Raw genomic sequence first — 14,251 nt, forward strand, 5'->3', positions numbered from 1 at the left:
GGGAGGATGGAAGGCTCATGTCTCCCACGATCACCTTCCCTCCCGAGCTGCCGGTCAGTCAGAAACGGGATGAGATCGCCCGCGCCATCCGCGACAACCAGGTGGTCATCGTGGCCGGCGAGACCGGGTCGGGCAAGACCACCCAGCTGCCGAAGATCTGCCTGGAGCTCGGGCGCACGAATATCGGCCACACGCAGCCGCGCCGCCTCGCCGCCCGCACCATCGCGGAGCGCATCGCCGAGGAGCTCGGCGAGGACGTCGGCGCGACTGTCGGGTACCAGGTGCGGTTCACCGACCGCGTCTCCTCCGACACCCGCATCAAGCTGATGACGGACGGCATCCTGCTCAACGAGATCCACCGCGACAGGATGATCCGCAAGTACGACACGATCATCATCGACGAGGCGCACGAGCGCAGCCTCAACATCGACTTCCTGCTCGGCTATCTGAAGCAGCTGCTGCCGAAGCGTCCCGACCTCAAGGTCATCATCACGTCGGCGACCATCGACCCGGAGAGTTTCGCCGCGCATTTCGCCTCAGCGGACGGCACCCCCGCCCCGATCGTCGAGGTCTCCGGACGCACGTACCCCGTCGAGGTCCGCTACCGGCCGCTCGTCGCTGACGCACTCACGGACGACGACGACGAGGACGTCGATCCCGTCCCCTCCGCCGACCGCGACTACCTGCAGGGAATCAACGACGCCCTCGACGAGCTCGCCCGCGAGGCGCCGGGCGACGTGCTGGTGTTCCTCTCCGGCGAGAACGAGATCCGGGATGCGGCGGACGCCGTGCGCGGACGCAACCTGCCGGGCACCGAGGTCCTCCCGCTTTACGGCCGCCTGTCCTCCGCCGAGCAGCACCGGGTGTTCCAGCCGTCCAGCATGCCGGGCATCCGGCGCAGGGTCGTGCTCGCCACCAACGTCGCGGAGACCAGCCTCACCGTGCCGGGCATCAAGTACGTGGTGGACGCCGGCACGGCCCGCATCAGCCGATACAGCGTCCGCGCCAAGGTGCAGCGCCTCCCGATCGAGGCCATCTCGCAGGCGAGCGCCAACCAGCGCTCCGGGCGTTCCGGCCGCACCAGCGACGGCATCGCCATCCGGCTGTACTCGCAGGAGGACTTCGAGAAGCGCCCCGAGTTCACCGAGCCGGAGGTGCTGCGCACCAACCTGGCCGCCGTCATCCTGCAGATGATCTCGCTGGGCCTCGGTGACATCGCCGCTTTCCCGTTCCTCACCCCGCCGGACTCGCGGGGCATCAAGGACGGTCTCGATCTGCTGGCGGAGCTCGGCGCCGTGGTGAAGACCAAGGACGGCGAGAACGCGCTGACGAAGGTCGGCCGCAACCTCGCGCAGCTGCCCATCGACCCCCGCTTCGCCCGGATGGTCGTGGAGTCCAAGCGGCACAACACCTCCCGCGAGGTGATGGCCATCGTCGCAGGGCTCACCATCCAGGACCCGCGCGAACGCCCGGTGGAGCGCCGAGGCACGGCCGACGAGCAGCACGCCCGCTTCGCCGACCCGACCAGCGACTTCCTCACCCTGCTCAACCTCTGGAACTACCTGGAGGAGAAGCAAAAGGAGCTGTCGTCGAGCGCGTTCCGCCGGATGTGCAAGGCCGAGTTCCTGAACTTCCTGCGGGTGCGCGAGTGGCAGGACGTTTACCGTCAGCTGCGTCAGCTGGCCAAACCGCTCGGCCTCACGATGGGTCAGCCGTCCGTCAACCCGGATGGCATCCACAAGTCGCTGCTCGCCGGTCTGCTCTCGCACATCGGGCTCAAAGACCTCACGGCGTCCGGCAACAAGGGCGGCGCGCGCGGCGCCCGATCGGCCGAGTATCTCGGCGCCCGCCAGACCCGGTTCGTGATCTTCCCCGGCTCGACGCTCGCCAAGAAGCAGCCGAACGCACTGATGAGCGCGGAGCTCGTGGAGACGAGCCGCCTGTTCGCCAGGATGAATGCCGCCATCGACCCCGCCTGGGCCGAGCCGATCGCGGGCGACCTCTGCAAGCGCAGCTACAGCGAGCCGCACTGGGAGAAGAACCAGGGCGCCGTCGTCGCCTACGAGCGGGTCACCCTGTACGGCGTGCCCATCATCCCGCGCCGCCGGGTGCAGTATGCGCGCATCGACCAGGAGCTGTCCCGCGAGCTGTTCATCCGGCACGCCCTGGTGGAGGGCGAGTGGGACTCGAAGCAGGCGTTCGACCGTGCCAACACCAAGCTGCGGGCCGAGCTGCGCGAGCTGGAGGAGCGCACCCGGCGCCGCGACATCCTCAACGACGACGAGGCCGTGTTCGAGTTCTACGACGCGCGCATCCCGGCCGAAGTCGTCTCGACCCGCTCGTTCGAGGGCTGGTGGAGGAAGGCCAGGAACGACACCCCCGACCTGCTGACGATGACGCAGGATGCGCTGCTGGATGCGGACTCCGCCCCGGTCGACGACGACGCGTTCCCTCCGGTGTGGCGCCAGGGCGACCAGCAGCTGACCCTGCGCTACCGCTTCGAACCGGGAGCGGAAGACGACGGCGTGACCGTGCAGGTGCCGCTGCCCCTGCTCGCCGGCCTCCTGCCGGACGGCTTCGACTGGCAGGTGCCCGGCCTCCGCCACGACCTGGTCACGGCCATGATCAAGGCGCTGCCGAAGGCGATCCGCCGTCAGGTGGTCCCCGCCGCCGACTGGGCGACCCGGCTGCTCGGCGAGCTGAGCGGCACAGCAGGGATGCACGCCCACGACGGCGAGAAGCCCGCCGCCTCCCTCGCCGACACTCTCGCAGCCACGATCAGCAGGATGACCGGGTCCCGGGTGAGCGGCTCCGACTTCGAGCGGGAGCGCATCCCGGCCCACCTGTCTCCCACGTTCCAGGTGGTCGGCGAACGCGGCCGCCCGATCGCCTCCGGCAAAGACCTCGCGGTGCTGCAGGACAGGCTGCGGTCCCGAGCCAGGGACTCGGTGGCCCGCGTCGCCGAGGCGCGCACCCCGAACGCGATCGAGCGCTCCGGCCTCACCACCTGGGACATCGACGAGCTCCCTCGCTTCCTCGACAGCACCCAGGAGGGTCCAGGCGGCTCGAAGAACGTGATCAGGGCGTACCCGGCGCTCGTCGACGACGGCGACAGCGTGAGCATCCGGCTGATGGGCACCCCCGCCGACCAGGCCAGAGCGATGCCCGGCGGCGTGCGGCGCCTGCTGCTGGCGAGCATCCCGTCGCCGGTGGCGTACGTGCAGCAGCACCTCACCTCGAACGAGAAGCTGACCCTGGCTGCGAGCCCGTACCCGAACACGAAGGCGCTCTTCGACGACTGCCTGCTGGCCGTGATCGACAGCGTGCTGTACCGGATGAAGCCGGACGGCCAGGTGTTCATGCGCGCCGAGTTCGAGGCGGTCCGCGACCGCGTCTCCGCCATCGTCATGGACTCGATGTTCACGACGGTGGCGCTGGTCACACGCATCCTGACCGCCGCCCGCGCAGCGGAGAAGGCGATCGGCGGTGCCACCAGCCTGGTGTTCCTGTCCGCCCTCAACGACGCGAAGGCGCAGCTCGCCGGACTCGTCTACCCGGGGTTCGTCTCCGCGACCGGCCTCGACCAGCTGCAGCACCTGCCCCGCTACCTGAACGGCATCAGCCAGCGCATCGCCGCCCTACCGGTGAACCCGGGCCGCGACCGCGCCTGGCAGACGCAGGTGGAAACCGCCGTCGCCCTCTACACCGAGGCGGGCGGCCGCATCCCGCCAGCGCCGGACGCCCCCGCCAACGTCGTTCACGCCCGGTGGATGCTCGAAGAGTTCCGCGTCTCCCTCTTCGCCCAGTCGCTCGGCACCGCCGAGTCCGTCTCCCTCCAGCGCATCCGCAAGGTCCTCGGCGGCTGACCTTCCTCGTTGCCTCGTTTGCGACTCGACGAACGGCTACCCCGGTGCGCCTCGGTTCCCCGAGATCCGAAGCGCATCCGCGACCAGGCTCGTCGCTACATCTCGCTGCAGGTCAAGCGAGACCCCGTTGTCATTAACGGCTATCTGAGCGACCGCGGTAACGACGGTTCCATCCCTCAACTCCGCCATGAATGCTGACGAAAATACACCGGGAGCCGTTCCAGCTTTATACACATGTATGCCCAGCTCATCGATCGCAGGATCGCTCGCCGATGTTAATTGGAGAACCTCACGGAGTTCCGGATGTTCACTGATCATCGAACCCAGTTGGCGCAGTGCCGCGGAAATGTCCTCGGCGTTTGCAAACCAGTCGAGCCCTCGCGGCCAAAAGGCTTGGTCCGTACTCAACTGATCAAGCTCAATCGGCGAACTATCGATCGATGCGATGATTGCTCGTTTGGCCTCACGGTCATAGTCCGCCCAGCCTGCTGCAGCATCGTTGGCCTCCCCAACGGCAAGCGCGAACATCTCGCGGCTAGACAAGAAGGGATCCAGTGCTTTCGGATCGTGATGTCCGAGATCCCTGACCGCGCTCGCAAGCGCTTCTGACCCGACAATTTGCATAAGCATGTCCGCGGCCGTGTTGTCGCTAACGTCGATCATTCGTTTCGCAGCATCCAGGACTGAGACCTCAGCACCATCGGGCGCGTCTCGAAGGGTGCCCGTGCCCGGGCTCTTGATTTCCTCACGCACGGTAAGGGCGTGCCCCCAGGAAAGCCTCGCCTCCGAGATCTCCCTCACAACTGCGCCAAGCACGTACAACTTGAATAGCGAAGCCATCGGCTTCGAGTCTGCGGCATCAACGCCAATGTCCGTGACGACTTTTCCCGAACGGGATCGCTGAACTAGCAAACTCAGGTGAGGCGAGATATTCAGGAGCCGCTGCTTGACCTCCTCCAGCGATTCCGCAGAGTCCGGCACGGAATCGGATGCCTTGAACATCCACGAAGCAAGCTTTTCTCGATCGGACAATGTAAAGATCAGGTCGGTAATGACTCCCCATCTGCTCCTCAACGAAGCAACAAGACCAGAGGAGTCACCGGCAACCTGCCTATAGTGGACGACCGCGAACGGGCCTTGCGGGCGAATGACCGAGTTGAGGTATTGGAGCAGTCCCGCCGTGTCCTCGGAAGAGAACCGTTCGGCATCGAGCCCGGGTACCAGCTCATCCAGCGTGAGCTTCTCGCGCGCGTTGAGTTTCTCGACAATCCAATGAAGTCGCTTTTCGAGTTTAGGGTCTTGCGTCGAGGCTGGCGCGGAACCGACCATCGGCGGAGCTGTCCCGCAGGCGGTGAGTACTGAGAGAATTGCCACGAGCACCAGGACGCGAAACCCTCGCCGGATGTTCGCACCGCTGCTCCATCCGGAGGGGGAGAGCACAGTCACGCGGCCAACTCTCGTTGGCCGCGCACCGACACCCAGCGGGGAGCTTTCACGAACGGAACACGTCGCTCGGTCGGCATCGCGGCCATGCCTACAAAGGCGATCATTATCATTCCAAAGCTCCACAATCCGATAGAGAGAATGATTCCGGAGTGAAGCAGCAATGCGAGTGCAAATGCGACCTTCCGCCCGGTCAATCCTTGGAGGATGCACAACCCGATCGCTATTTCGCACAGCAGCACGCCCCAAGTGATAGTCGCAAGAAGCAGCGGGTTCGAAGTTAGGACCCGAAGCGATTCGCCAACGAAGCCGGCGCTTCCGAACATGTAACTCCGCGACACATAGTATTCAGCCGATCCATTTGCCCAGTCTTCGACGCTGAATTTCGCAAAGGCGCTGTTCAGGTAAACAATGGCCACTTGGATCCTGAGAGCGACTACTCCCGCGAATCCGATTCCGCGAGCCGTGGGACCAATGGGCTCGTCCTTTAGTTTCCAAGCCCAGAGACGATTGTCGGAAACAGCGATGAAAACCATGATTATGCAGACGATCGCTGCGACAGAGTCACCTCCGTCAGGAAGGGCAAGTCCTGTGGAAAGAGACACTGCTATCCACGCGTGCACGACGGACGTGACCGCCGGCAAGAACCCCACGACCACTAGCGCGAGCAGCGCGATCATTGCGAAGGTCCGTATTCCGTCTGGGACCGAAGGCCCTCCGACACAGAGCGCCGAAATGGACCGCAAGCCTTCGCAATTTGGTAAGTCGGCAGAACCTTCCACGCCCTGCATCAGCGCATCAAATGGCGTGAAGACGAGGAAGACGATCTGCGCAAGCGCTATTCCCGCCCGAAACACGGTGAACGTGCCACGACGAATGTCGAAAGTCGCGAGCGTGAGTCTCAGCCGAGCAGATAGATGAGGGGGAGAACTCAGTGACAACGCACATCCAATCTCGCGTACGAATCGATCGTGTGGTCGGGGAGGTCGAAATCCCGATACTCGAAAGGTGTGTATGGCTCTTTCGCGACCACAACAAGGCCACATATCGTTCGGTAACGGATATCACGGTCGACAACCTGCGCCTCCAACCTCGAAGCAGAGACGAGACACTCCAGTCGAGTTTGCTTGAGGTCGCATTTCTTCCATGACTTCACTTCCTCAGCCAGAAGTGCGACTTCTGGCCCTTGAGCTCGCTGAGCGCGGCTCAACCCGAACGCGTTCTCCACTCGGTTCTGCGGCGTTTGCAAGAGCGACGCAAAGGTCGTCGAGGTATAGATACCCAGTTCTTCGGTTTGCGGCGGATTGGTGAAGAAGCCCCAGGACTGCGGGAAGATGGTCGCAAATCCGGCCCTGATCGCCCTGTGGCCGGGGTCCGGACTACTTAGGACATTGTCGGGAAGGGAAAAGAACACACTGAGGCCGCCCCAAGCCACGAGAAGAGACAGGGCGCTAGCAAAGGACCACAGCGCCCTGTCCGATCCCTTGACCCCCTCGGATTCATCTGTTCGAGGGAGTCTCAACCTAGTTCCCTAGCGCCTTAGCCAACCCCGCCGCGCGCTTCTGAGCGGTAATTGCACTCGAACCTAACCCTGCACCCCACCATTCGACCGTGTTGACCGCGTAGCGAATGTTGACGGCGCCGAGTACAGTGCCCACCACTGCGCCCGCAACTGCGGCGACAACGACGACAAAGATGATCGCAGCCATCGGTGCAATCTCGACGTTGTCGGGAAGCTCAATTCCCAACTCGCCTGCCACCTCAACAGACACGTCGGCGAACGATTCGAGTGCTGCCTCCGCCTGCCTCGGGTCACCCGACTGGAGCGGCTCTGTTACGAGCGCATCGAAATCCGGCTCCGCCTCGAGATACAGCTTGTGAATCTCGTCAATCGCCGACTCGGAGACGCTTTCACTCGTCGGCGAGTACGGTTCCAGCTCAGGGTGAGCTTCCAAGATAGGACCAGCCCCGAATGCCAGTAACCCGATGACATCCCGACCCGAATAAGTCGTCTCCCCCGCCGCGCTCGAAGGCTCGGGTTCGCTGGCGTGTGCTGGGACGGTGCTAGCGACAACAAGAGCCGTCGAAGACGCGATCGTGACCAGCATTTTGACAAATCTATTCATAAATGTTCCCTAGTTTTCTTGACGACAGTGATTCCCGCGATCAACACCCCCGGCACACACTGCCGATCGCGAGACAATTGATCGTATCATTTTAAATTCCAGACCGGAGTTTGCTATGATTACACCATGATATTTGTCAGCATTGTCATCATTCTGGGCTCCGTCGCGGTTGTTGTCTCTATCGAAGCCGCCGCTCGTGGGCGACTCGGCATCAACAGCCTGGTAGGGCTTCGAGTTCCATCGGTCATGTCCTCCGATGAAGCATGGCGACGGGGTCACGCTTCCGCACGAATCCCGGTCTGGATCGGAGCGAGTGGCGCGACGATAGGAGCGTTCGCGAGCCTCGCTCTGAGCGAAGAGGCGCGCAGCATCGCGGAGACGACGAGCACGGCCATCCTTCTCGTCGGTGTGATCGTCGGAGGCGTTGTTGCCTCTCGGACAGCAAGGTCCGTTATGCCCCCCGTCTTTGAGGATCTTCCTCCAGCGGGGTGATTAGAATGTTCAGCCGCGCGGGCGCCGGAAGCACATGCCTATAGCGCTCAGGCATGGACGCGCCCGCTCGTGCCATCGTTGGACGCGAACGAGCCCAGGCCCTTTTACCGCGACGCGCCGGTCGGAACGAAGGGTGGGCCTGGGCTCGATCTCGTGAGAGCGCGCGCTAGAGCACCTTGGAGAGGAACGCCTGGGTGCGCTGGTGCTGCGGGTTGGCGAGCACCTCGCGCGGGTCGCCGGACTCGACGACCACGCCGCCGTCCATGAAGACCAGCTCGTCGGCCACCTCGCGGGCGAAGCCCATCTCGTGGGTGACCACGATCATGGTCATACCGGAGGCGGCGAGCCCCTTCATCACGTCGAGGACCTCGCCGACCAGCTCGGGGTCGAGCGCCGAGGTGGGCTCGTCGAACAGCATCAGCTTCGGGTCCATCGCGAGCGCCCGCGCGATGGCGACGCGCTGCTGCTGACCGCCGGACAGGTGCGCCGGATAGTGGTCACCCTTCGAGCCGAGACCCACCCTGGTCAGCAGTTCCTGCGCCCGGGCGACGGCCTGCGCCTTCGGCACGCCCTTCACCCGGATCGGCGCCTCGATCACGTTCTCGAGCGCCGTCATGTGCGGGAACAGGTTGAACCGCTGGAACACCATCCCGATCTCGCGGCGCTGCCTCGCGGCCTCCTTCGGCTTCAGCTCGTAGAGCTTGTCGCCGTGCTGGCGGTAGCCGACCAGCTGGCCGTCGACCGACAGTCGCCCGGCGTCCACGCGTTCGAGGTGGTTGATGCAGCGCAGGAAGGTCGACTTGCCCGAGCCGCTCGGCCCGACGATACAGAGCACCTCTCCCGGGTTCACCGAGAGCGAGATGCTCTTCAGCACCTCGTTGGAGCCGAAGCTCTTCGAGACGCCGTCGGCGAGGACCATCGGGGTCCCCGGCTTCGATGTCACAGCCTGGTCGCTCATCCTTTACCTCCCAGGTCATTGCCGTCGGGAACGCCGGCGACGGGCACGGCGCCGGTCAGCGCTGCTCCGTCTCCTCTGTCCGGCCGGCGGGCGTTCACCCCGCGCGAGAACCGTCGCTCCAGGAAGTACTGCCCGACCATCAGGATGGAGGTGAAGAGCAGGTACCAGCAGGACGCGACGATCAGCAGCGGGACCGGTGTATACGTGACGGCCGAGATGTCGCGGGCGACACCGTACAGGTCGGTGGTCAGCGGGATCGCCGCCACCAGCGATGTGGTCTTCAGCATCGAGATCACTTCGTTGCCGGTCGGCGGGATGATCACGCGCATGGCCTGCGGGATGACGATGCGGGTCATCGTGCGGCCCCAGCCCATCCCGAGCGCCGTCGCGGCCTCCTCCTGACCGGAGTCGACCGACAGGAGTCCCGCGCGCACGATCTCGGCCATGTACGCGGCCTCGTTGAGGGCGAGTCCGATGACAGCGATGATGAACGCGTTCTGCATGAAGCCGAGGTCGAACGTCACACCCCAGTCCGTCCACGGGACACCAAGGAACAGCTTCGGGTAGATCAGCGAGAACAGGCCCCAGAACACCAGCTGCACATACACAGGGGTGCCGCGGAAGATCCAGAGATACAGCCACGCGATGGACTTCACCACCGGGTTCGGCGAGAGGCGCATCACCGCGAGGATGAGGCCGAGGACCACGCCGATGATCATCGAGTAGATCGTCAGCTGCAGGGTGACGAGCGCGGCAGCACTGATGCGCTTGTCGAAGATGTACTTGCCGACGTACTGCCAGCCGTACGCCTCGCGCTGGGAGGCGTCGATCACGAACCAGACGACCAGCAGGATCAGCACGACGGCGAAGACGATCCGCCACGGGTGCTTGAGCTTGATCGCCTTGATCGGTTCGGAGGGCGGTGCGCCGGCCGGCGACGGGGTTGCCCCCGTCGCCGGCCGGTCCTGGTTGCCCAGGGTCATCTCACTCAGCCCTTCGAGGCGGCGTTGATCTCGGCGGTGGTGACGGCGCCGTCGGCGACGCCCCACTTGTCGAGGATCTTGCCGTACGTACCGTCGTCGATCAGGGCCTGGACCGTCTTCTGCAGCACCGGCGTCAGCTTGGAGTCCTTCTTGACCGGCAGACCGTACGGTGCGACCTCGAACGCCTTGCCCGCTGCCTGCAGCTTGCCGCTCGACTTGGAGATGGCGTACAGGGTCACCGGCGAGTCCGCGCTGAGCGCGTCGGCCTGGCCGAGGACGACGGCGTTGGTGGCCGCATCCTGGGTGTCGAACCGAAGGCCCTGGATGGCGGGCTTGCCGGCGTCGGTGCACGCCTTGGACTTGGCGGGGACCTCGTCGGTGTCCTCGTAGGTGGTGGCCTGGACGGCGACCTTGAGGCCGCAGGCGTTGTCCGGGTCGACCGTCTTGCCCTTGGCCGACGCCCACATGATGCCGGCGGTGTAGTAGTTGACGAAGTCGACCTGCTTCTCGCGCTCGGTCGTGTCGGTGAACGAGGACATCCCGAAGTCGTCCTTGCCGCCGGTGATGCTCGGGATGATGTTGTCGAACTTCGCGATGGCGAAGTCGACCTTCAGGCCGAGCTTGGCCGCGATGGCGTTTGTCAGCTCCACCTCCCAGCCGGCGGGCTGGCCGCTGTCGTCCTTGTACTCGTTCGGCGGGTAGGTGTTGTCCATGCCGACGGTGAGCTTTCCAGCCTTCTTGATGTCGGCCGGCAGCTGTCCGGCGAGGGTGTCGTCCTTCTTCACGCCCGACGCGCTCGACGGTGAGCTGCTGTCGGCGGGCGTGGAGTTGTCGACACAGCCGCTGAGCGCGAGCGCTCCAACGGCGGCGATGGCGGCCACGGTGGCCACGGATCGGATGCGCATGATGTTGTTCGTCCTTCTTCCTGTGCAGGGATGCAGGTGCGGGTGATGGGAGCATACCTCAGCCGCGGGGCGGTTCATTCACACTAATTCACGCGTGCAACGCAGTTTTTCGCGGAGATTTCGTACAGGTTTCCGGATTTATTGCACTGATTCCGCAGTCACGCGCACTTAAACACGACGAACTGTGACGACGCGGTGGATGGGATGCGCGGCGCGGGTTATCGTCGATCAGTGACCGAACAGACTGCCGACTTCGCCGCATCAGCCGTCGTGCTGGTGACCTCCCCCGACGACGCCATCGCCGCGCCGCTCGTCGCCGAGCTGTCGCGCGAGTACGACGAGCGCTACGGGCTGAACGACGGCATCCCGTCGTCGGTGGAGCTGTCCCGCTACCCGGCCGAACGGTTCAGCGCCGAGCAGGGCGGCACGTTCCTGCTGCTGCTGGTGGACGGCGAGCCCGTCGCGGGCGGCGCGTTCATGCGCGAGGACGACGACACGGTCGAGGTGAAGCGCGTGTGGACGCACTCCTCGTACCGCCGCAGGGGCCTCGCGCGCCGCGTGATGGCAGAGCTCGAGGCCGAGGCGGCCCGTCGCGGGCTCGCGAACATCGTGCTTACCACCGGGGCCAGGCAGCCGGAGGCCGTCGGGCTGTACCTCTCCCTCGGCTACCAGCCGCTGTTCGACCTCGACGACGACTGGGAGCGCGTCTCCTACCTGGGGTTCCGCAAGACGCTCTGAGCCCGCTCGGCGAGTTCGGCCGCCGTCAGCTCCTCGGCCACCAGCGCCGAGAGCCGCGCGTGCAGCGGCCCCGTGCCCGCTCCGCGCGCCGTCGCCCGGCTGACGCCGAGCAGGTCCGTGGCGTGCAGGGCCTCGACCGCGAGCACCTCGGCGGTGAGCGCCAGCGACCGCTGCGCCAGTTGCAGAGCCACGGGCGCGAGCGTCGCGTGATCCTCCACGCCGGAGAGTGTCGTGATCCCGAGCGTCACCGGCGCGGCCAGCTGGCGCAGTTCGGCCACCGCTGCCGCCGCCGAGTAGAGCAGCAGGCCCGGGATGCGCGTCTCCCCCGCCGCGCGCGCGGCGGCGAGTGCCACCGAGTGCGCAGCGGTGCGCCGCTCCGACGCGCTGGCGACGTGCGCGAGCACCAGCCGCAGGTTCTCGAATGCGAGCGCCATCGGGAGCGCCTGGAAGTTGCCGCCGGACACCATCCGGCCGCTCTCCACATCCACCAGCGGGTTCTCGCTGCGGGCCGCGAGTTCGATGTCCAGTTCGGTGCGTAGCCGGTCGACCGCCTCGCGCAGCGCTCCGTGCAGCTGCGGCGCCGTGCGGAACGCGAGCGGGTCCTGCACGCTCACCGCACGATCCGGTCGTTCGAGGTCTCCCCCGGCCACCGCATCCCGGATGCGCGCCGCGGACGCCCGCTGCCCGTCTCCGCCGCGGGCGTCCGCGATGGTCGCGGTGTACGGGCTGAGGTTGCCGGCCGCCGACGACGCTCCCACTGCTTCGAGCGAGAGGGCGACGGCGAGGTCTGCGGTCTCCGCCAGCGTGGCGGCGTCTGCGGCGGCGAGCGAGCCGACGCCGATGCTGTACGCGTTCGCACTCAGCACGGCGAGCCCCTCGTGGGGCGCGAGGGCGAGCGGCGCCAGGCCGGCGGCGGCGAGTGCGTCCGCGGCGGGAAGCAGCGCGCCGTCCTCCTCCAGCACGAGCCCGTCGCCCGTGACGACGGCGGCCACCTCGGCGAGCACCGTGAGGTCTGCCGCCCCCACCGACCCGCGCCGCGGGACGACTGGATGCACGCCGGCGTTGAGCAGGGCGGCGTACGCCTCCGCCAGCTCCGGCCGCACCCCGGCACCTCCGCGGCTGAACCCGGCGAGCCGCGCCGCGATCACCGCCCGCACCTCCCGCGCGTCCAGCGGTTCGCCCGTGCCGCCGCGGTGGTTGGCGATGGTGCGGCGCTGGAACGCGGCGAACTCCGCGGGGTCGACCACCGCATCCCGTCCGGCGCCGAGCCTGCGGTTCAGGCCGTAGACGGGCTCCCCCGCCTGGATCGCCCGCTCGACGACCGCTCTGGACGCCGCCAGCGCATCCCGTGTCTCGGCGGACAGGTGCACCGGGGCTCCGTCGGCGATGGCGACGATGTCGCCCGTCGTCGGCGCTGCCGTCGTGAGCGTGACCATCAGAAGTCGAGCAAATTCTGCCGCAGGCCGCTCCCGCTGAACTCCGTGCGGATCAGCCCGCGGCGGCGCAGGGCGGGCACGAGGGCATCGAGCGTGCGGTGCACGTTCGCCGGATGCACCTGCCCGGTGAAGAGGAACCCGTCGCCGCCGACCGCAGCCCCGAGCTCGCCGAGGTGGTCGGCGATCTCGTCGGCGGTCCCGACGATGGCGAGGCCGTCCTTCCTGGCCCGCACCTGCAGGATCTCCCGCAGCGTCGACCCCGCTGGGGCGGACTTCACGAAGTTGTCGAGGGTGCCCTGGTTGCTGTTCGTGCTCAGCTCCGGCAGCGGTGCGTCGAGGTCGAACGCTTTGAAGTCGACGCCGCTCAGGTAGGAGATGGACTGCAACGCCTCGTCGATCGCTGCCTGCGTCAGCTCGGCCCTGGCCGCCCTCACGCTCGCCGTCTCCTCGGCGTTGGCCGTGACGATCGGGTTGACCACGAACAGCACCTTGATGCTGTCCGGGTCGCGGCCGGTGGATGCTGCGACCTCCCGGATGCTGTCGCGGTACTCGCGCATCCTCTCCGGTGTCGAGGCGAGCGCGAGCACCACGTCCGAGTTCTTGCCCGCGAAGTCGCGGCCACGCCCGGAGGCGCCTGCCTGCACCATCACCGGCTCGTCGGCGGCCGGCGCGGTGTTCAGCGGCCCGCGCACCCGGAAGAACCGGCCGTCGTGGTCGATGGTGTGCACCTTGCGGAAGTCGGCGAAGACACCGCGCTCGGTGTCCTCGACGATGGCGTCCGGCTCCCAGCTGCGCCAGAGCTTGCGGACCACATCCACCCACTCGTCCGCCCTGTCGTAGCGGAGGTCGTGGTCGACCTGCTTGTCGAGGCCGTAGTTCTGCGCGGCCAGGTCGGAGCCGCTCGTGACCACGTTGAACCCCAGCCGTCCGCCGGCGAAGTGCTGCAGCGTCGACAGCAGGCGCGCGGCGGTGAACGGCTCGTAGAAGCTGGCGCTGAGGGTCGGCACGATGCCGAGGTCGCGCGTCGCGCCCAGCAGGTAGGGAACGAGCGGCAGCGGGTCGTGCTTGGGCACGAACCGGGCGGCGGACAGGTTGACCTCCGCGGTGCCCCCGTAGGTGTCCGGGACGGCGACGCCGTCTTCGATGATGAACAGGTCGAACCCGCTCGCCTCGAAGACGCGTGCGGCGTCCTGGTAGACCTGCGGCTGCTTCCAGTCGTAGCCGATGCCGTAGCTGGGGTCGCCCCAGCCCTGCACCCCGAACCCGGCGCCGAGGAACCAACCGAAGTGGAGAAGAGTCATGAG

The 14,251-nt window shown here is 66.4% G+C and carries 12 protein-coding genes; 3 read left to right on the forward strand and 9 right to left on the reverse strand.

All coding sequences use genetic code 11. The features are described 5' to 3' along the window. The first annotated feature begins 17 nt into the window (after positions 1-17). Entirely contained in the window at positions 18-3,866 is a 3,849-nt protein-coding gene (hrpA, locus tag B7438_RS11720; RefSeq protein WP_085369777.1) for an ATP-dependent RNA helicase HrpA, read from the forward strand. A 36-nt stretch (positions 3,867-3,902) separates the two neighbouring features. Here hrpA and B7438_RS11725 read toward each other — a convergent pair whose 3' ends face one another. From B7438_RS11725 to B7438_RS11740, 4 genes are all read right to left on the reverse strand, one after another. Beyond that, entirely contained in the window at positions 3,903-5,312 is a 1,410-nt protein-coding gene (locus tag B7438_RS11725) for a serine hydrolase (RefSeq protein ID WP_143465847.1), read from the reverse strand. Beyond that, positions 5,309-6,355, reverse strand: coding sequence for a sporulation-delaying protein SdpB family protein (locus tag B7438_RS11730; protein WP_085369779.1), 1,047 nt, complete (start codon positions 6,353-6,355; stop codon positions 5,309-5,311). Before B7438_RS11730 ends, B7438_RS11725 begins: the two co-directional genes overlap by 4 nt. After that, entirely contained in the window at positions 6,241-6,744 is a 504-nt protein-coding gene (locus tag B7438_RS11735) for an SdpA family antimicrobial peptide system protein (protein WP_179150796.1), read from the reverse strand. The genes B7438_RS11730 and B7438_RS11735 overlap by 115 nt, the downstream gene beginning before the upstream one ends. An 88-nt stretch (positions 6,745-6,832) precedes the next feature. Then, positions 6,833-7,417: a hypothetical protein gene (locus B7438_RS11740; protein ID WP_085369781.1), complete on the reverse strand. Its 585-nt coding sequence runs from the start codon at positions 7,415-7,417 to the stop codon at positions 6,833-6,835. Between the two features lie 144 nt (positions 7,418-7,561). On the opposite strand from B7438_RS11740, the gene B7438_RS21020 reads away from it, so the two are divergent. Then, entirely contained in the window at positions 7,562-7,927 is a 366-nt protein-coding gene (locus B7438_RS21020) for an SdpI family protein (RefSeq protein ID WP_085369782.1), read from the forward strand. A 166-nt stretch (positions 7,928-8,093) separates the two neighbouring features. Here the strand turns inward: B7438_RS21020 and B7438_RS11750 are convergent, their stop codons facing one another. Genes B7438_RS11750 through B7438_RS11760 form a run of 3 tightly spaced genes read right to left on the reverse strand, consistent with a single transcriptional unit; the run spans position 8,094 to position 10,773 of the window. Continuing rightward, positions 8,094-8,846 (reverse strand): amino acid ABC transporter ATP-binding protein, encoded by a 753-nt coding sequence (locus tag B7438_RS11750; protein ID WP_085369783.1) that lies wholly within the window; start codon positions 8,844-8,846, stop codon positions 8,094-8,096. Positions 8,847-8,881: 35 nt separating this feature from the next. Beyond that, positions 8,882-9,868, reverse strand: a complete 987-nt coding sequence (locus B7438_RS11755; RefSeq protein ID WP_085369784.1) for an amino acid ABC transporter permease — start codon at positions 9,866-9,868, stop codon at positions 8,882-8,884. 5 nt (positions 9,869-9,873) lie between these two features. Next, the gene (locus B7438_RS11760) at positions 9,874-10,773 is read right to left on the reverse strand and encodes an ABC transporter substrate-binding protein (protein ID WP_179150797.1); all 900 of its coding nucleotides are present in this window, start codon (positions 10,771-10,773) and stop codon (positions 9,874-9,876) included. Positions 10,774-11,004: 231 nt separating this feature from the next. Here B7438_RS11760 and B7438_RS11765 point away from each other — a divergent pair, with 231 nt between their 5' ends. Next, positions 11,005-11,511, forward strand: coding sequence for a GNAT family N-acetyltransferase (locus tag B7438_RS11765; RefSeq protein ID WP_256921997.1), 507 nt, complete (start codon positions 11,005-11,007; stop codon positions 11,509-11,511). On the opposite strand, the gene B7438_RS11770 is transcribed toward B7438_RS11765, so the two are convergent. Both B7438_RS11770 and B7438_RS11775 read right to left on the reverse strand, forming a co-directional pair. After that, positions 11,484-12,947 (reverse strand): aromatic amino acid ammonia-lyase, encoded by a 1,464-nt coding sequence (locus tag B7438_RS11770; RefSeq protein WP_085369786.1) that lies wholly within the window; start codon positions 12,945-12,947, stop codon positions 11,484-11,486. The two genes, B7438_RS11765 and B7438_RS11770, sit on opposite strands and share 28 nt — an antisense overlap. Beyond that, entirely contained in the window at positions 12,947-14,248 is a 1,302-nt protein-coding gene (locus B7438_RS11775; protein WP_085369787.1) for an NtaA/DmoA family FMN-dependent monooxygenase, read from the reverse strand. Before B7438_RS11775 ends, B7438_RS11770 begins: the two co-directional genes overlap by 1 nt. Between the last annotated feature and the right edge of the window lie 3 nt (positions 14,249-14,251).

The organism is Leifsonia sp. NCR5 (assembly GCF_002105485.1).
Classification (GTDB): Bacteria; Actinomycetota; Actinomycetes; order Actinomycetales; family Microbacteriaceae; genus Leifsonia.